Source organism: Streptomyces sp. NPDC005492, from assembly GCF_040605995.1.
In the GTDB taxonomy this organism is placed as follows: Bacteria; Actinomycetota; Actinomycetes; order Streptomycetales; family Streptomycetaceae; genus Streptomyces.
In genome coordinates, this window is the sequence record NZ_JBEXDX010000084.1 from 1 (window position 1) to 17,772 (window position 17,772).

The following is a 17,772-nucleotide window of genomic DNA, read 5'->3' on the forward strand; positions in this document are numbered from 1 at the left end:
GGGGCGTCCGGCTCGGTGTGCTGAGCTGCCATCTCAGCCTGCGCCAGGACGAGCGCTACGAGCAGGGCGGCATGCTCCTCGACCGGCTGTCCGGTGTGCTGTCCGGCGGCCACGGGGAGGACCAACTCGCCGTACGCGCCTCGGGCGTGCTCGCCCGCCGCCTGGTGCGCGCGCCGGGCCGCGGCCCGGCCGAACCCTGGACGACGAGCGGCACGGCCCTGGTCACCGGCGGCACCGGCGGGTTGGGTGGATACGTGGCGCGGTGGCTGGTCGAACGCGGCGCGCAGCACCTGGTGTTGGTGTCCCGGCGCGGCCCGGAGGCTCCGGGTGCGGGGGAGTTGCGGGCCGAGTTGGAGGCCGCGGGTGCGCGGGTGAGCGTCCTCGCGGGTGACGTCGCCGACCGCGCCACCATGGCCGACCTCCTCGCCGGCCTGCCCGGCGACCTGCCGCTGCGGTCGGTCTTCCACACCGCCGGGGTCCTGCACGAACCGACGCCCGTCGAGGCGATGCCGGTGCGGACCCTGCACGACAGCCTCTGCGCGAAGGCCGAAGGCGCCTTGCTGCTCGACGAGTTGACCGGCGGCATGGACCTGGACGCGTTCGTGCTGTTCTCCTCCGGTGCCGCCTCATGGGGCGGAACGGGGCAGGGCGGTTACGCGGCGGGCAACGCCTGCCTGGACAGCCTCGCCGAGTACCGGCGGGCCCGCGGCCGTACCGCCACGTCCATCGCCTGGGGCACCTGGGCCGAGGCGGGCATGGCCGCGGCCAACACCGAGGAGCATGACTACCTGGTCCGGCTGGGTGTGCTGCCGATGCAGCCGGGCCCGGCCATCGCCGCCATGCAGCGCGTCCTGGAGGACGACGCGACCACCGTCACCGTCTCCGACATGGACTGGTCGCGGTTCGCGCCCGCCTTCTCGCTGGCCCGGCCGAGTCGGCTGCTGGCCCTGCTCCAGGACCAGGCGGACACGGAGGCGGACCAACCCGAGGCCGACGCCGCCGCGTTCACCGGCCGCTTGGCGGCGGTGCCCGCGCCGGAGCGGCGCGAGTTCCTCGTCACCCTGGTCCGCGACCACGCCGCCGCCGTGCTGGGACACGGCAGCGGCGACGAACTCGACCCCGAAACCGCCTTCCGCGACGCCGGGTTCGACTCGCTGACCGCGGTCGAGCTGCGCGACCGGCTCCAGGCGATGACCGGGCTGAGCCTGCCCGCCACGCTCGTCTTCGACTACCCCAACCCGTTCAAACTCGCCCTGCTGCTCGAGGAGTTGACCGGCGGCGACGCCGGGGGCGAGGGCGCCGAGGAGGAGCTGCGCCGCAAGGTGGCCGCTGTGCCGCTGGCCCGGCTGCGGGCCGCCGGACTGCTCGACGCCGTACTGGCCCTGGCCGAACAGGACGCCCCGGACGCCCCGGACGGCCAGGGCGCCGGGGACGAAGAGCCCGACGGGCCCGACCTGTTGACCGCCGACGCCGACGACCTCGTCCGCATCGCGCTCGGAACCGCGTGAAGGAGCTGTAGGACAGACATGGACATCACCGCAGCAGTACTCGACGAGGCCGGCGGCCCGTTCGTCCTCAAGCAGGTCGAACTGGCCGCGCCCGGCCCGGACGAGGTGCTGGTCGAACTGCACGCCACCGGCCTGTGCCACACCGACGTGGCCGTCCAGCACGGCTTCACGCCCTTCCCGCTGCCGGGCGTGCTGGGCCACGAGGGCAGCGGTGTCGTCCGTGCTGTCGGGCCGGGCGTCACCGGGCTGGCCGAGGGTGACCACGTGGCGCTGTCGTTCAGCAGCTGCGGCGCCTGCGGCAACTGTCGGTCCGGGGTGCCCTCGTACTGCGACACGTTCGTGGCCCGCAACCTCCTGGGTGCCCGCGTCGACGGCAGTCGGCCGCTCACGCTGGACGGCAAGGGGCTCGGCTCCAACTTCTTCGGCCAGTCGAGCTTCGCCTCGCACACCGTGGCGCACGCCCGGTCGGTGGTGAAGATCCCCGAGCAGGTGCCGCTGGAGCTGGCCGCGCCGCTGGGCTGCGGTGTGCAGACCGGCGCCGGGGCGGTGCTGAAGTCGCTGCGGGTCGAGGCGGGCAGCTCGGTGCTGGTGCTCGGCGGCGGCTCGGTCGGCCTGAGTGCCGTGATGGGCGCGGTGCTCGCCGGGGCGGAGACCGTCATCGTGGTGGAGCCGGTGGAGTCGCGGCGGCTGGTCGCCAAGGACCTCGGCGCGACGCACGTGCTGGACCCGGGCGACGGGAAGCTCGCCGAGCAGATCCGCGGCGTCGTGCCGCAGGGCGTGCGCTACGCGGTGGACACCACCGCCAAGCCGGCGGTGCTCACCGAGGTCGTGCGGGCCATGGCGAAGCGGGGCAGCATCGCGCTGCTCGGCATCCCGTCCGAGCCGACCGCGGTGTTCCCGCTGAGCCTGGGGCTGAGCCAGATCCTGGGGCTGACGGTCGTGGGAGTCGTGGAGGGCGACAGCGACCCGCAGACGTTCGTGCCCTGGCTGCTCCGGCAGTACCTCGAGGGCCGGTTCCCGATCGACCGGCTCGTCAGCACGATGCCGTTCGCCGACATCAACGAGGCCGTCGCGGCGCAGGTGCGCGGAGACGTGATCAAGGCGGTGCTCACGCACCGATGACCGGTCCGGCGCCCCTGCGGCGCCGCGCGCCGGGTACGCCCGCCGGCGACTTCGCGACGGCGACTCCCTTACGAGCACAGGCAAGGACAGGCGAGGCCGCATGCCCATCGACCACAACGACTTCTACATCGGCGGCGCCCGGGTCGCGCCCGCCACCGCGCACCGCATCGAGGTGCGCGCCGCGGGCACCGGAGAGGTGGCCGGCAGCGTGCCGGAGGCGCACCCGGCCGACGTGGACGCGGCCGTCGCCGCGGCCCGCACCGCCTTCGACGACCCTTCCGGCTGGCGGACCTGGAGCGCGCAGGACCGCGCGGAGACGCTGGACCGTTTCGCCGCGGCCCTCACCGAGCGCGGCCCGGAGACCGCCCGGCTGGTGAGCCTGCAGAACGGCATGCCGATCAGCCTGGCGAGCGTGCTGGAGGGCGTCGGCCCGGCCGCGCTGCTGCGCTACTACGCCGCCGTGGGCGCCGCGAAGACCGCCGACGACCGCCGCCCGGGCCTGTTCGGCGGGCACACGGTCGTGGTGCCCGAGCCGGTGGGCGTGGTCGCCGCGATCGTGCCATGGAACGTGCCGCAGGGCATCACCTTCATGAAGGTCGCCCCGGCCCTGGCTGCCGGCTGCGCCGTGGTGCTCAAGCCGTCCCCGGAGACGGTCCTGGACGCCTACCAGGTCGGTGCGGCCGCCGAGGCGGCCGGACTGCCCGCCGGGCTGCTGAACATCGTGCCCGGCGGTGCGGAGACCGGCCGCTACCTGGTCGGTCACCCCGGCGTGGACAAGGTGTCCTTCACCGGCTCCACCGCCGTCGGCCGGAGCATCGCGGAGACCTGCGGGCGGCTGCTGCGGCCGGTGTCGCTGGAGCTGGGCGGCAAGTCCGCCGCGGTCGTCCTGGACGACGCCGACCTCGGCGCGGTGATGGACCGGTTCTTCCGGGCCACGCTGCTCAACAACGGGCAGGTGTGCTGGCTGGGCACCAGGGTGCTCGCGCCCCGCTCACGCTACGCCGAACTCGTGGACGCCGTCACCGGCATGGCGCGCTCGCTGAAGGTCGGCGACCCGCTCGACCCGGCGACCCAGCTGGGCCCGCTGGTCTCCGAACGGCAGCGGGACCGGGTGGAGTCCTACATCGCCAAGGGCGTCAGCGACGGCGCCCGGCTGACCACCGGCGGCGGCCGCCCCGCCGGGGCCGACCGCGGCTGGTACGTGGAGGCGACGGTCTTCGCCGACGTCGACAACCGGTCCGCGATCGCGCAGGAGGAGATCTTCGGGCCGGTGCTGTCGGTCATCCCCTACACCGACGAGGAACAGGCCCTGGCGATCGCCAACGACAGCGACTACGGCCTGGGCGGCTCGGTGTGGACCACCGACTCGGACCGCGGCCTGGCCTTCGCCCGCCGGATGCAGGCCGGCTCGGTCGGCGTCAACGGCTACGCCAACGACCCGGTCGCCCCCTTCGGCGGCCGTAAGGCCAGCGGGCTCGGCTACGAACTCGGCCCCGAGGGACTCGCCCAGTACCAGGCCCTGAAGTCGATCTACGTCGACCAGCAGGTCTGACCCCGGGCGGCGCCCGGTATCCCTTTCCCGCGGCACCGGGCAGCCCCCGCCCAGTGACGAACACGCAGGTAGTGACACGCAATGAGAGACGGAGTGGACCACACATGAGCGGACGACTCGACGGCAAGGTCGCCTTGATCACCGGTGCGGCGCGCGGCCAGGGCCGCGGCCACGCCCTGCGGCTCGCCGAGGAGGGCGCCGACCTGATCCTGGTGGACATCTGCCAGAACATCGACACCCTCGCCTACGCGCTGGGCACCGAGGACGAACTCGCCGAGACCGCCAGCGAGGCGGAGAAGCTGGGCCGCCGCGTGGTGACGGCGCAGGCCGACACGCGCGACGCGCCCGCGCTGCGCGAGGCCGTCGAGCGCGGTGTGTCGGAGCTGGGCCGGCTGGACATCCTCGTCGCCAACGCGGGCGTGGGCATGGCGCACCCGGCGACCAGCCAGGAGCAGGCCTTCCGCGACCAGTTGGAGATCAACACCATCGGCGCGTGGAACACCGTGCACGCCGCGGCGCCGAAGATCATCGAGGGCGGCCGGGGCGGCGCCGTCGTCGTGATCAGCTCGGTGATGGGCCTGAGCGGCAAGATCGGCAGCCCGACCGGCGGCGCCGAGGGCTACGTCGCCGCCAAGCACGCGCTGCTGGGTCTGTCGCGGGCGTGGACGCGGTGGCTGGGCCCGCACGACATCCGGGTCAACTCCATCCACACCACCGGTGTGCGCACCCCGCTGCTCATCAACGACGCGGTGAAGCAGGTGCACACCAAGCCCCCGACGTCCGGCGCCGAGGTGGGCCACATCCTCGACGTCACGATGCTGGACGTCAGCGATGTCACCGGCGCGGTGGCCTGGCTGGTCTCCGACGAGGCCCGGTACGTCACCGGTGTCGCGCTACCGATCGACGCGGGCTTCACCACCCCGTAAGGCTGCCGAGCGCCCCGCACGGCGAACCGCCCCCGAGCCTGGTGAGGCTCGGGGGCGGTTCACCGCTTTCTGCTTTCTGCCTTCCACGGCTGGGTCAGGAGGGCGCCCGGGCGAACTCCACCCCGTCGTCGAGCGGACCGCGCCGCAGCAGTTTGACGTCCTTGCGGTAGTTCTGCTCCACCGTCCACGGCGCGCGCGTGCCGCGCTTCGGCATGCTGTCCGCGCCGCGCTGCACGTACCCGGAGCTGAGGTCCAGGATCGGCAGCACCGGGTCCTCGGGCGGCGGCGCGAGCGGCCGGACCACCGCGTGCCCGTGCTCGGCCATGTGCGCCAGCAGCCGGGACACGTACTGCGCCACGAGGTCGACCTTGAGCGTCCAGGAGCTGTTCGTGTAGCCCAGCGTCCAGGCGAAGTTCGGCACCCCGGCGAGCATCAGGCCCTTGTACGCGACCGTCGCGCCGGGGTCGACGGCGGTGCCGGCCACGCTCATCCGGATACCGCCCAGCGGCAGCAGGTTCAGCCCGGTCGCCGTGACGACCACGTCCGCGGGCACCTCCTCGCCGGACTCCAGCCGCAGCCCCTCGGGCGTGAAGGACTCCACGGCTCCGGTGATCACGGACGCCTGTCCGGAGCTGATCGCCGCGAACAGGTCCCCGTCGGGCAGGTAGCACACCCGCTGGTCCCACGGCTGGTAGCGCGGGGTGAAGTGGGGGTCGATGGCGTAGCCGTCCGGGAGCTGCTTGGCGGCGCCCTTGCGGAGCATCGCCTTGACCCGCTCCGGGTTCTTCCGGCTGAGCCGATAGAAGGCCATCGCGAGCGTCGCGTTCTTCCAGCGGATCGCGCCGAGCGCGGCCTTCTCGGGCAGCACCCGGCGCAGCAGGTCCGCCAGGCCGTCCCGGGAGGGCAGCGACATGACGTACGCGGGGGAGCGCTGCACCATCGTCACGTGCGCGGCCCGCTCGGCCAAGGCAGGCACCAGGGTGACCGCGGTGGCGCCGCTGCCGATGACGGCGACGCGCTTGCCGGCGCAGTCCAGGTCCGCCGGCCAGTGCTGCGGATGCACCACGGTGCCCGCGAACCGGTTGGCGTCCTTGAACTGCGGGCGGTAGCCCTCGTCGTAGCGGTAGTAGCCCGTGCACAGGTACAGGAACGAGCAGGTCAGCGTGGCCACTTCGGCGTCCTCGGGCGACCCACGCGAGACCGTGACGGTCCAGCGGGCCGCCGACTCGTCCCAGTCGGCGGCGGTCACGCGGTGCCGGAACCGGATGGCGTCCAACAGGCCGTACTCCCGGGCGGTGTCCTGGATGTAGGACAGGATGCTCGCGCCGTCGGCGATCGCCCTGGGGTCCTTCCAGGGCCGTTCCCGGTAGCCGAGGGTGTGCATGTCCGAGTCGGAACGCACACCCGGGTAGCGGAACAGGTCCCAGGTGCCGCCGACGGCGTCCCGCGCCTCCAGGATCGCCAGGGTGCGGCCGGGGACAGTGCGGCGCAGGTGTCCCGCCGCACCGATCCCGGCCAACCCGGCGCCGACGATCAGGACATCGACATGCTCAGCCATGGCGGCGCCCCTTTACAGCGGTCGCAGCCGCCTCCGCCGCCGTCCCGGGCGTCACCACGCGACCGGCATGGAGCGTGGACCGCGGACCATCATCTCGCTCTTCCACGCGATGTCGCCGGCCACCCGCAGGGTCGGCAGCCGCTGGAGCAGGACCCGCAGCGCCTCCTGCAACTCCAGCCGGGCCAGCGGCGCGCCCAGGCAGTGGTGGATGCCGTGGCCGAACCCGATGTGGTGGTTGGCGGGCCGGTCGAGCTTGATCTCCTCGGGGTCCTCGAAGCGCAGGCCGTCGCGGTTGGCGGCGCCCAGGGCCACCAGGACCGGTTCGCCGGCGCGCACCAGGGTGCCGCCGACCTCGATGTCCTCCAGGGCGTAGCGCGGGGCGGCCGAACCGCTGCCCAGCGGCACGAAGCGGAACAGCTCCTCGACCGCCGACGGGATCAACTCCTCGTCGTTCAGCAGCCGTTGCCAGTGCTGCGGCTGGTCCAGCAGGGCGTAGACGAAGCTGGGGATCTGGGAGGCGGTGGTCTCGTGCCCGGCGATGAGCAGGCCGATGCAGTGGTCGAGCAGCTCCTGCTCGGTCAGCTTGTCCTGCACGTCGCGGGCCTCGATCAAGCCCGAGATGAGGTCGTCGGCCGGTTCGGCGCGGCGCGCCTCGATGATGCCGCGGATGTACTCGACCAGCTCGATCCGCTTGGCGCGGCCCTCCTCGGCGTTGAGGGAGCTGGTGGACAGGATCGCGTCGGTCCAGTTGCCGAACCGGTCCCGGTCCTCGAAGGGCACGCCGAGCAGTTCGCAGATGACGGTCGTCGGGATCGGCAGCGCGTAGTCCGCGACAAGGTCGGCGGGCGCGCCGTTGCCCTCCATCTCGTCGATGAGCCGGTGCGCCAGGTCGTGGACCTTCGGCCGCAGTTCCTCCACCCGGCGGATGGTGAACGCCGTGCTGATCAGGCGGCGCAGCCGGGTGTGGTCGGGCGCGTCCATGTTGAACATGGACTTCGGCTGGGCGTTGAACTTCCGCGCCCGCGGCGGGTCGTGTTCCTCGGCCATCGCGCGGCTGAAGCGCCCGTCGCCCAGCACCAGCCGGGCGTCGGCGTAGCGGGTGGCCAGCCAGGCCGGCTCACCGTAGGGGAGGCTGACGCGGATCAGGCCCTCGGTGTCCCGCGCCTTGCTGTACGACTCGCTGAGCGCGAGGCCCTCATCGGGCCCGAACGGGTAGGACAGCGGCTCCGGACAGATGGTGTTCAATGCGTGCTCCTCAGCGGGGAATGCGGGTCACAGCCGTGCGAGGTCGATGACGGACACGAGGTTGGCGCCGTAGTTCGCGAGGTAGGCGCGGCGGCCGTCGGCGGAGACGGCGATGCCGGCGGGGGTGCGCTCGACGGGGACGGTGCGCATGACGGTCTGCGTGGCGGTGTCGATCACGGACATGGTCCGGCCGGGCGTCTTGTTGCCGCCCATGTTGACGACGTAGGCGCGCGAGCCGTCGGGGGACAGTGCCACTCCGCCGGGTCCGTCGCCGACGGTGATGACGGACACCACGGCGTGGGTGGCGGTGTCGATGACCGACACGGTGTTCCCGGGGTCGCCGAACGGGCCGTGGTCGGCGACGTAGACGCGTGTGCCGTCCGGGCTGATGGCGACGGCGCCCGGGGAACGGCCCACGGTGACGGTGGTGGCGACGGTGTTCGTCGTGAGGTCGATCACCGACACGGTGCCCTCGGTGTCGGTGGGCCGGCCGTAGTTGACGACGTAGGCGTGCACGCCGTTGTCGTGGATGGCCACCGCGCCGGGCGCGGCGCCCACGTCCACGGAGCCGACGACCTGGAGGGTGGCGGTGTCGATGACCGACATGGTGCTGCCCGGGTCGGTCTCGATGCCCAGTTCGGAGATGTAGACGTACCGCCCGTCGGGGGTGACCGCGACGCCGTCGGGGGAGTTGCCGACCTCGATCGTGGCGACCACCTCGTGGCCGGCGGTGTCGATGACCGAGACGGTGTGGCCGGGCTCCTTGCCGGAGCCGTAGTTGACGACGTAGACGCGGGAGCCGTCGGGGACGACCTCCAACGCGGTCGGGCCCACCCCGACCTGGACGGTCGCGACGACCTCGTGGGTGGCGGTGTCGATGACCGACACCGTGTCACCGGGGGAGTGGGTCGCCCACCGGCCGTAGTTCGTCACGTACGCCCGGCTGCCGTCCGGGGTGAGGGCGACCGCGGAGGGCCCCTCGCCCACCGGGATGGTGACCTCCACGTGCGGCAGGTCGATCTGTTCGGTGTCGGTCACGGACGCGCTCTCCTCACGGCGGCTGCCGACGGTCCCGCCCCGCGCACGGGTGCCAGGGCGGGGAACGCCGGGAATATCTCGCTGATTCGCCGGATTCGCGTATGCGGAAAAGCCGGCGGGTAACGTGCTGTCGCGCACTTACCGGCGGCGCCGACCGGTGGTTTTCGCGGCGTCGAATCCGGTACCGATGCTCGAAGGATCGTAGCGGCGCCCTCCCGATAAAAGGCGGGGCCTTCGACATTAGGGGCCTCATTAGGGGGCCGGTCGGCCGATTAGGGGCCTTGCCCGTACACCGCCCGATCGCTTAGGGGATTGCTAGGGGAGTGTCCGCGCCGGGTCCTTCAGTACGTTCGTGCCCCGAGAAGGCGTCGCATGGGATGGGGAGCAACGTGAAGATCGCGTACCTGATCGATGGGGGTCTGAGCGATCTGCCAGGCGCCGGCACGGACCTCTACGAGCGCTACCCACAGGTCCGCGAGATCTACGCGCAGGCCGCCGAGTGGAGTGGCCTGACCGTCGACCGGATGCTGCGCTGGGAACTGGACCGCCTGGAGGAGTACCACGAGGTCGGCCTGATCAGGCAGACCTCCATCATCCTCGGTGTCGCCGACCTGCTCGCCGAGCGCGGCGTGCGCCCGGACGTCATCGCCGGCATGAGCCTGGGCTCGCTGGTCGGCGCGTGCCTGGCCGGCGCCGTGGAGCGCCGGGACCTGTTCACCTTCCTGCGGCGCAAGACCGAGGTGCCCCCGCCCACCGGGCCCGCCCAGGGCTGCGCCGGGCTGCTGGTGCCCGCGGACGCCGATGACGCGGACTACCTCGGGCAGCTCGTCGAAGGCACTTGGGTCGGCGGCGAGTTGGGCCTGCGCCGCAACAACACCGTGCGCGGCTTCATGGTCTCCGGCTACGTCGACGCCCTGCACGAACTCATGGCGAAGCTCCCCGAGGGCGCGATGCACATGATCAAGGACATCGACGTCGCCGTGCACGTCCCGCTGTGCGCGGACCAGAACGAGTACCTCGAACCGGTCTGGTCGAAGATGAATTTCCACGACCCGGAGATTCCGCTGTGCTCCTGCAAGGAACGCGGAATGCTCACCACGGCCGCGGACGTGCGGAGTTGGTACCTCGGCAACCAGGTCGACAAGGTGAGCCACCCGGACATGTTCCGCAATGTCGTCGACAACGAGCCGGAGATCGCGTTCCTGCTCGGCCCGGCGAAGCTCGACATCTACCTCGACGCGCTGCCCTGCCCGGTCGTGCAGATCGAGAACGACGAACAACTCACCGACGCCATGACCGCCCTGTACGAAATGCGGATCTGACGCTGTTCACCCCTCAGAAAGGCGCGCCAGGAATGAAGGAATCACTGGCACTGGTCGACCGTTTCCTGCAGACGGACCTCGACGAGTGGACCCGGCAGGTGGTGCGGCGGCACTTCGACCCCGAAACCGGTAGCCCCTACTGGCTCAAGCGCGCGGCGGAGCTGGACTTCGACCCGCGCGAGATCACCCGCTACGACGAACTCGGCGCGCTCGGACCGTTCCCGCTGTCCGTGCTGCGCAGACTCGACCCCGCCGACCTGGTCCCCCAGGCGGTGCCCCGCCCCATCGCCGGCCGTGTCTTCGACTCCGGCGGCACCACCGGCGACCCCAAGCGCATCCTCTACACCCCCGCCATGCTCGAACACCGCCAGGCATGGCGCCACTGGTCCTTCCACACCGAAGGGTTCAGCCCCGAGGGCAACTGGGTCCAGGGGACCCCCACCGGCCCGCACGTGATCGGCCTCGGCGTGCAGGAACTGTCCACCTACGGCGGCCGGATGTACATCGTGGACATCGACCCGCGCTGGGTGAAGCGGCTCATCCGCGCCGGCAAGCTCGCCGAGGCCGACGAGTACACCGACCACGTCATCGGCCAGATCACCAACATCCTCGGCAGCCAGCCGATCGACTACCTCAACACCACCTCCGCGCTGCTCAACGCCCTCATCCGGCGCGCCCCCGAACTCGCCGCGCAGCTCAAGGGCGTACGCGTCAGCGGCACCCACTGCACCCCGGCCATGTACCGCGCGTTCCAGTCGACCCTGAACGGCGGCAGCGGCGCCATCGTCGGCCGCAGCTACGGCAACACCTTCGGCACCTCGGCCGGCATCCCCGCCTCGGACGACGGCGAGGTCCTGCCCTACCTGCCGAACTACCCCAACGTCACCGCGCTCGTGGTCGACAAGGAGGACTGGACCCGCACCGTCGAGTACGGCCGGCAGGGCCAGGTCATGCTGAACATCCTGCACCCCGACCTGCTGCTGCCGAACTTCCTGGAGCGCGACCAGGCCGTCCGGTACGACACCGGCGACACCTACCCCTGCGACGGCGTCGCCAACGTCATGCCCCTCCAGGTCACCCGCAGCGCGCCGGAAGGCATCTACTGACCGGCCGCGCCCTCACCTCGCGGCCCGCGACCGGCGACGGTCCGGGCCGCACCCGCACCCACGGACCCGAAGGAGGGACGGGCAGCGGCCCCGCGGGGCACCGCGGCCCCCGACACCCCATGCATGCGATCGTGATCGAGCACAAGCAACTGGTGCTGCGCGAGGTCGAGGACCCCAAGCCCGGGCCGGGCGAAGTGGTCGTCGACGTGGCCGCCGCCGGTGTCAACCGCGCCGACATCGCCCAGCGGCAGGGCCTGTACCCGCCACCGCCCGGCGCCGCGCCCTACCCGGGTCTTGAGGTCTCCGGCGTGGTCAGCGCCCTCGGCATCGGCGTCAAGGGCCGCCGGATCGGCGACGAGGTGGCCTGCCTGCTCGCCGGCGGCGGATACGCCGAGAAGGTCGCGGTGCCCGCCGCACACACCCTGCCGCTGCCCCAGGGCGTCTCCTTGCGGGACGCCGCCGCCCTGCCCGAGGTCGCCTGCACCGTCTGGTCCAACGTGGTCGAGCGGGACGGCCTGCGCGAGGGCGAGACCCTGCTCGTCCACGGCGGCGGCAGCGGCATCGGCACGTTCGCGATCCAACTGGGCAAGGCCCTGGGCGCTTCGGTGGTGGTGACCGCCCGAGCCGCCAAGCACGACCGGCTGCGGGCGCTGGGCGCCGACCTCGCGATCGACTACACCGCCGAGGACTTCGTCCTGGCCACCAAGGAGTTCACCGCGGGCGTCGGCGCCGACGTCATCCTCGACATCATCGGCGCGAAGTACCTCGCCGACAACGTCGAGGCGCTTGCCCCCAACGGCCGGATCACCGTCATCGGCCTGCAGGGCGGCCGCCGGGCCGAACTGGACCTCGCCCTGCTGCTCAACCGGCGCGGTTCGCTGTCCGCGACCTCGCTGCGCGCCCGCCCGAGGGCCGACAAGTCGCGCATCGTCGCGGGCGTCGAACGCGAGGTGTGGCCGCTGATCGCGGCCGGCACCGTCGCACCGGTCGTACACACCGCCCTACCGCTGGCCGAGGCGGCCGAGGCGCACCGCCTGATGGAGGCGAGCGACCACATCGGCAAGATCCTCCTGCTGCCGTAGCGGCACGCACGCCGGTGCGGTGATGCGTGCGAGCGTGCGCCGACCGGGTACGGCCGGCGGGAGGGGGTGGGGGGAGCGTGCGGCGCCGGGCCGCCCGCGGTGCACCGGCCGCCGCGGTGGGGCGGTCGGCGGTCGGCGATGCCGGAACGGAGTACCCGATGCCGTTCCTCGGCATCCTTGACGCCGCCGGCGGCGGCAAGCAGCTGCACGACCTGCCGATGCCCCTCGCCCGGCCAATTACGACCAGCTCGGCGGCGAACCGGCGGTGATCGCCCGCACCGAACGCACCACCGCCGACGGCGTACCGGTCCGGCTGTACTGGCCCGACAGCCCCATCCTGCTCCTCTTGCACGGCGACGACACCGAACACCTCGCGGTCGCCGGCGACTTGGCGGGCGGCAACCTCGGCACCACCCCCAGCAACGAACTGCCCGGCAGATTCCGCGCCCAGGCCCTGCTCGACCCGGTCACCGACCAACCGCAGGCCGCGCCAGAACGCCCCCCGGGCGTGGCCGGACTCCCGCTCGCCCCGGTGCCCCGGTCGAACAGCAGCCGCAGCGGCCCCGGGCCAAGCCGTTTGCGCGCCTCTGTCAGCGACCCCGTACGAGCGGGCTGCCAGCCCTCTCCGCTCTTTCCGAAACGACAACTCCCAGCGCATAACACGGAATTGGGCGGCGAATCACCGGATCACCCCGCCGCACCCGCCACCCCGCACCACCCCGACCCCCGACACACCACCACCACACCGCCGTTGACCAGCCGCGACAGCCGCCGCCGAAGCACCGAACCCCCACGCCCCCGCACCGCGACGGCGAGTGACCGCACCCTGCCATCGGCGGTCACCCCTAGCTGTGTTAGGGGTCGAAACGAAGATCTCCAGGGGCCGTTTAGGGGGACGCCGCTCCCGCCCGCCGCCATAGCGTTCCGGCGGAGCACCAGAAGCCGGGCACAGCGCCGGACGCCGGGATCAGGTACGACCGAGGTAGGGGCGAGAAGTGACAGCTGAGGGCCACGCCGAATCGATGGACCACGAATTCTCCGGCTTCTCCGGAGCGGATGTCGCCGTCATCGGAATGGCCTGCCGCCTCCCGCAGGCCCCCGACCCCGCCGGCTTCTGGCGGCTGCTGCGCACCGGCGGCAACGCCGTCGGCGACGTCCCCGCCGACCGCTGGCCCGACCAGGACGGCAACGACGGCCACGACCAGGCCCTGCGCTCCCTCGTCCGCCGCGGCGCCTTCATCGACGCACCCGACGCCTTCGACGCCGCCTTCTTCGGCGTCTCCCCCCGCGAGAGCGCCGAGATGGACCCCCAGCAGCGCCTCACCCTCGAACTCGGCTGGGAGGCACTGGAGGACGCCGGGCTCGTCCCGGCAGCCCTGCGCGGCCAGCCCGTCGGCGTCTACGTCGGCGCCATGGCCAGCGACCACGCCCACCTCACCGCCCTGCGCAGCCCCGACGCCCTCAGCCACCACACCATGGCGGGCACCCACCGCGCCGTCATCGCCAACCGGCTGTCCTACTTCGCCGGGCTGCGCGGGCCGAGCATGACCGTGGACACCGGCCAGTCCTCCTCGCTCGTCGCCGTCCACATGGCCTGCGAGAGCCTGCGCACCGGCGAGGCGCGGCTCGCCCTGGCCGGCGGTGTCAACCTCAACCTCACCGAGCAGTCCGCCCTCCTGGAGGCCCGGCTCGGCGCGCTGTCCCCCGACGGGCAGTGCTTCACCTTCGACGAGCGCGCCAACGGCTACGTCCGCGGCGAAGGCGGCGGCTTCGTCGTCCTCAAACTCCTCGCCGACGCCCTCGCCGACGGCGACGACGTCTATTGCGTCATCCGCGGCAGCGCCGTCAACAACGACGGTGCCGGTGACAGCCTCCTGGTGCCCACCGTCACCGGCCAGCGCGACGTCCTCACCCGCGCCTACGACCGGGCCGGCATCGCCCCCGGCACCGTGCAGTACGTCGAACTGCACGGCACCGGCACCAAGGTCGGCGACCCCGTCGAGGCCGAAGCGCTCGGCCACTGCCTCGGCACCAGCCCCGACCGGCGCCACCCCCTGCTCGTCGGCTCCGCGAAGACCAACGTCGGCCACCTGGAAGGCGCCGCGGGCATCACCGGCCTGCTCAAGGTCGCCCTGATGCTCAAGCACCGCGAGATCCCGGCGAGCCTGAACTTCCAGCGGCTCAACCCCGCCATCCGCGCCGACGAGTGGAACCTGCGGGTCGCCGCCGAACCCGGACCCTGGCCCGAGCCCACCGGCACACTGCACGCCGGGGTGTCCTCCTTCGGGATGGGCGGCACCAACTGCCACGTGGTGCTCAGCTCCCCGGTACGGGCAGCCGAGCCCGCTGCCGAACCCGCGCAGGAGCCCGGGGCCGAGCCCGGCGAACTGGCGCTCGTACTGTCCGCCAAGTCCGCGGCCGCGCTGCGCGGCCAGGCCGAACGCCTCCGGCATCGGATGACCGCCGACCCCGCGCCCCACCCCACGGACGTCGCCTGGTCGCTGCTCGCCGCCCGCTCCACCTTCGACCACCGCGCCGTCGTCGTCGGCGCCGGACCGGACCGACTGGCCGCCGGACTCGCCGCACTGGCCGCGGGGGAACCCGCCGCGGGCCTCGTCCAGGGCCACGCGCGGGCCGAGCACCGGGTGGCGTTCGTCTTCCCCGGCCAGGGCGCCCAGTGGACCGGCATGGCCACCGAACTGATGGCGGCCTCCCCGGTCTTCCGCGCCGCCATCGAGGAGTGCGCGCAGGCCCTGCGCCCGTTCGTCGACTGGTCGCTGACCGACGCCCTGGACGATGAGGAACTGCTCGCCCGCGTCGACGTCGTACAGCCCGCCCTGTGGGCCGTCATGGTCTCCCTCGCCCGGCTGTGGCGTTGGATGGGCGTAGAACCGGCCGCCGTCGTCGGGCACTCCCAGGGCGAGATCGCCGCCGCCTGCGTCGCCGGCGGCCTGTCCCTCGCCGACGGCGCCCGCGTCGTGGCCCTGCGCAGCCTGGCCATCGCCGAGACGCTCACCGGCCGCGGCGGCATGGCCGTGGTCTCCCTGCCCGCCCCCGACGCCGCCGAGCTGATCGCCCCCTGGGACGGCCGCCTGTCCGTCGCCACCGTCAACGGCCCCGGCTCGGTGGTGGTCTCCGGCGAGTCCGCCGCCATCGAGGAACTGGCCGCCCGCTGCGCCGACACCGACATCCGGGTCCGGCCGGTCTCCGTCGACTACGCCTCGCACTCCGCGGCCGTCGAGGAGATCGAGAGCCGCCTGCTCGCCGACCTGGCGCCGCTACGCCCCCAGGCGGGCACCGTGCCGATGTACTCCTCCGTGACCGGCGCCCCTGTCGACACCGGGGAACTCGACGCGCACTACTGGTACCGCAACCTGCGGCAGACCGTGCAGTTCGAGACCGCGACCCGCGCGCTCGCCGCCGACGGCATATCGGTGCTGGTGGAGGTGAGCCCGCACCCGGTGCTCACCGTGCCGGTCCAGGACACGCTGGACTCCCTCGGCGACGCGCAGCGCACGGACGGTGAAGCGGTCCAGGCCGCCCTCGTCACCGGTAGCCTGCGCCGCGACCAGGGCGGCCTGGACCGCTTCCTGACCTCGGTCGCGCAGGTCCACGTGCACGGCGTGCCCGTCACCTGGACCGCCCTCTTCGAAGGACTGCGGCCGCACCGCGTCAAGCTGCCCACGTACGCCTTCCAGCGCGAGCAGCACACTGTCGTCGGCCTGGGCGAAGGTCCCGCCCGGCTCCTGGCGGCCGCGCCGACCGACGCCCCCGCGCCCGCTGCCGCCGCGGACCAGGACGACGCGCTTCTGCGCACGCTCGCCCCGCTGTCCGCCAAGGAACGCGACACCTACCTGCTCGGCCTCGTCCGCGATCACGCCGCCGCCCTGCTCGGCCACCGCGGCGGCGCCGACGTCGACCCCGCCGTGCCCTTCCGCTCCGCCGGCTTCGACTCGATGACCGCCGTCGACCTGCGCAACCGGCTCCAGACCGCCACCGGCCTGCCCATCCCGAGCAGCATGGTCTTCGACTACCCCACGCCCGCCCGGCTCGCGGCCTTCCTAGCCGACCGACTCGGCGGCACCCGCGCCGCCGACGACACCGCCGCCCCACTGTCCGCCGTCCCGGCCACCGATGACGACCCTCTGGTCATCGTGGGTATGTCCTGCCGGTTCCCGGGTGGTGTGTCGGACCCGGATGGGTTGTGGGATCTGTTGGTGCAGGGCCGCGATGGCATGGGTGAGTTTCCGGCTGATCGTGGCTGGGACACGGGCCTGTTGACTGAAGTGGCCCATGCGGGCGGTTTTGTCGAGGGCGCGTTGGATTTCGATGCCGGGTTCTTTGCGATGTCGCCGCGTGAGGCGTTGGCGACTGATCCGCAGCAGCGGTTGTTGCTGGAGGGGTCGTGGGAGGCGCTGGAGCATGCCGGTATCGATCCGGTGTCGTTGGCTGGTTCGTCGACGGGTGTGTTTGTCGGCAGTTATCAGTCGGGTTATTCGGAGGTTGTTTCGGCGGCGTTGGCCGATGCCGATGCGGATGCGCAGTTGTTGACGGGTGGTGCGCAGAGTGTGCTGTCGGGGCGGGTGGCGTATGCGTTGGGGTTGGTGGGGCCGGCGTTGACGGTGGATACGGCGTGTTCGTCGTCTTTGGTGGCGTTGCACCTTGCCGGTCAGGCGTTGCGGGGTGGGGAGTGTTCGCTGGCGTTGGTGGCGGGTGTGACGGTGAATGCGTTGCCGCATACGTTTGTTGGTTTTTCGCAGCAGGGTGGGTTGTCGGCTGATGGTCGGTGTAAGGCGTTTGCTGAGGCTGCGGATGGTACGGGTTTCAGCGAGGGCTTGGGTGTGCTGGTGGTGGAGCGGTTGTCTGATGCTGAGCGGAATGGGCATCGGGTGTTGGCGGTGGTGCGCTCCAGTGCGGTGAATCAGGACGGTGCGTCGAATGGTCTTACGGCGCCGAATGGTCCGTCGCAGCAGCGGGTGATCCGGCAGGCGCTGGCTGCGGCTTCGCTCTCACCGTCTGACGTGGATGTGGTGGAGGCGCACGGTACGGGGACGACGTTGGGTGACCCGATCGAGGCACAGGCGCTGCTCGCCACGTACGGTCAGGGCCGCCCCGCCGAACGGCCGCTGCTGTTGGGGTCGTTGAAGTCGAACATCGGCCACACCCAGGCCGCGGCCGGGGTCGCCGGCGTGATCAAGATGATCCAGGCCCTGCGGCACGGTGTGTTGCCGCGGACGCTGCATGTGGATGAGCCGAGTTCGCATGTGGACTGGAGTGCCGGTGATGTGCGGCTGCTGACGGAGTCGGTGCGGT

The 17,772-nt window shown here is 72.2% G+C and carries 12 protein-coding genes; 9 read left to right on the forward strand and 3 right to left on the reverse strand.

Going from position 1 to position 17,772, the window contains the following annotated elements; translation table 11 throughout:
• From ABZT04_RS44720 to ABZT04_RS44735, 4 genes are all read left to right on the forward strand, one after another.
• A partial coding sequence (locus tag ABZT04_RS44720; RefSeq protein ID WP_356066136.1) for a beta-ketoacyl reductase occupies positions 1-1,508 on the forward strand: 1,508 nt, incomplete at its 5' end.
• An 18-nt stretch (positions 1,509-1,526) separates the two neighbouring features.
• Positions 1,527-2,630, forward strand: coding sequence for an NAD(P)-dependent alcohol dehydrogenase (locus ABZT04_RS44725; RefSeq protein WP_356066139.1), 1,104 nt, complete (start codon positions 1,527-1,529; stop codon positions 2,628-2,630).
• A gap of 100 nt (positions 2,631-2,730) precedes the next feature.
• A complete protein-coding gene (locus tag ABZT04_RS44730; RefSeq protein ID WP_356066141.1) occupies positions 2,731-4,182 on the forward strand; it encodes an aldehyde dehydrogenase in 1,452 nt (483 codons plus the stop codon).
• Between the two features lie 104 nt (positions 4,183-4,286).
• The gene (locus ABZT04_RS44735) at positions 4,287-5,108 is read left to right on the forward strand and encodes a mycofactocin-coupled SDR family oxidoreductase (protein WP_356066144.1); all 822 of its coding nucleotides are present in this window, start codon (positions 4,287-4,289) and stop codon (positions 5,106-5,108) included.
• A 94-nt stretch (positions 5,109-5,202) separates the two neighbouring features.
• Here ABZT04_RS44735 and ABZT04_RS44740 read toward each other — a convergent pair whose 3' ends face one another.
• The 3 genes from ABZT04_RS44740 to ABZT04_RS44750 are packed head-to-tail and all read right to left on the reverse strand — an operon-like array spanning position 5,203 to position 8,949.
• Positions 5,203-6,666 carry an NAD(P)/FAD-dependent oxidoreductase gene (locus tag ABZT04_RS44740; RefSeq protein ID WP_356066146.1) on the reverse strand — a complete coding sequence of 488 codons (1,464 nt, stop codon included), beginning with the start codon at positions 6,664-6,666 and terminating at the stop codon, positions 5,203-5,205.
• A gap of 51 nt (positions 6,667-6,717) precedes the next feature.
• Positions 6,718-7,911 carry a cytochrome P450 gene (locus ABZT04_RS44745; RefSeq protein ID WP_356066148.1) on the reverse strand — a complete coding sequence of 398 codons (1,194 nt, stop codon included), beginning with the start codon at positions 7,909-7,911 and terminating at the stop codon, positions 6,718-6,720.
• A 27-nt stretch (positions 7,912-7,938) separates the two neighbouring features.
• Positions 7,939-8,949: a beta-propeller fold lactonase family protein gene (locus ABZT04_RS44750; protein ID WP_356066150.1), complete on the reverse strand. Its 1,011-nt coding sequence runs from the start codon at positions 8,947-8,949 to the stop codon at positions 7,939-7,941.
• Positions 8,950-9,326: 377 nt separating this feature from the next.
• On the opposite strand from ABZT04_RS44750, the gene ABZT04_RS44755 reads away from it, so the two are divergent.
• The 5 genes from ABZT04_RS44755 to ABZT04_RS44775 all read left to right on the forward strand — a co-directional run.
• Entirely contained in the window at positions 9,327-10,271 is a 945-nt protein-coding gene (locus ABZT04_RS44755) for a hypothetical protein (protein ID WP_356066153.1), read from the forward strand.
• Positions 10,272-10,303: 32 nt separating this feature from the next.
• A complete protein-coding gene (locus ABZT04_RS44760) occupies positions 10,304-11,377 on the forward strand; it encodes an arylcarboxylate reductase (RefSeq protein ID WP_356066154.1) in 1,074 nt (357 codons plus the stop codon).
• A 119-nt stretch (positions 11,378-11,496) separates the two neighbouring features.
• Positions 11,497-12,459: an NAD(P)H-quinone oxidoreductase gene (locus ABZT04_RS44765; protein ID WP_356066156.1), complete on the forward strand. Its 963-nt coding sequence runs from the start codon at positions 11,497-11,499 to the stop codon at positions 12,457-12,459.
• Positions 12,460-12,536: 77 nt separating this feature from the next.
• A complete protein-coding gene (locus ABZT04_RS44770; RefSeq protein ID WP_356066158.1) occupies positions 12,537-12,728 on the forward strand; it encodes a hypothetical protein in 192 nt (63 codons plus the stop codon).
• Between the two features lie 753 nt (positions 12,729-13,481).
• Positions 13,482-17,772: beta-ketoacyl synthase N-terminal-like domain-containing protein (locus tag ABZT04_RS44775; protein WP_356066161.1), on the forward strand; the 4,291-nt coding region annotated here is incomplete at its 3' end.

Bases quoted from the DNA above. Each gene is read 5' to 3' on its own strand.
- ABZT04_RS44725 (WP_356066139.1), top strand. From the start codon at position 1,527: ATGGACATCACCGCAGCAGTACTCGACGAGGCCGGCGGCCCGTTCGTC.
- ABZT04_RS44730 (WP_356066141.1), top strand. From the start codon at position 2,731: ATGCCCATCGACCACAACGACTTCTACATCGGCGGCGCCCGGGTCGCG.
- ABZT04_RS44735 (WP_356066144.1), top strand. From the start codon at position 4,287: ATGAGCGGACGACTCGACGGCAAGGTCGCCTTGATCACCGGTGCGGCG.
- ABZT04_RS44740 (WP_356066146.1), bottom strand. From the start codon at position 6,666: ATGGCTGAGCATGTCGATGTCCTGATCGTCGGCGCCGGGTTGGCCGGG.
- ABZT04_RS44755 (WP_356066153.1), top strand. From the start codon at position 9,327: ATGGGGAGCAACGTGAAGATCGCGTACCTGATCGATGGGGGTCTGAGC.
- ABZT04_RS44760 (WP_356066154.1), top strand. From the start codon at position 10,304: ATGAAGGAATCACTGGCACTGGTCGACCGTTTCCTGCAGACGGACCTC.
- ABZT04_RS44765 (WP_356066156.1), top strand. From the start codon at position 11,497: ATGCATGCGATCGTGATCGAGCACAAGCAACTGGTGCTGCGCGAGGTC.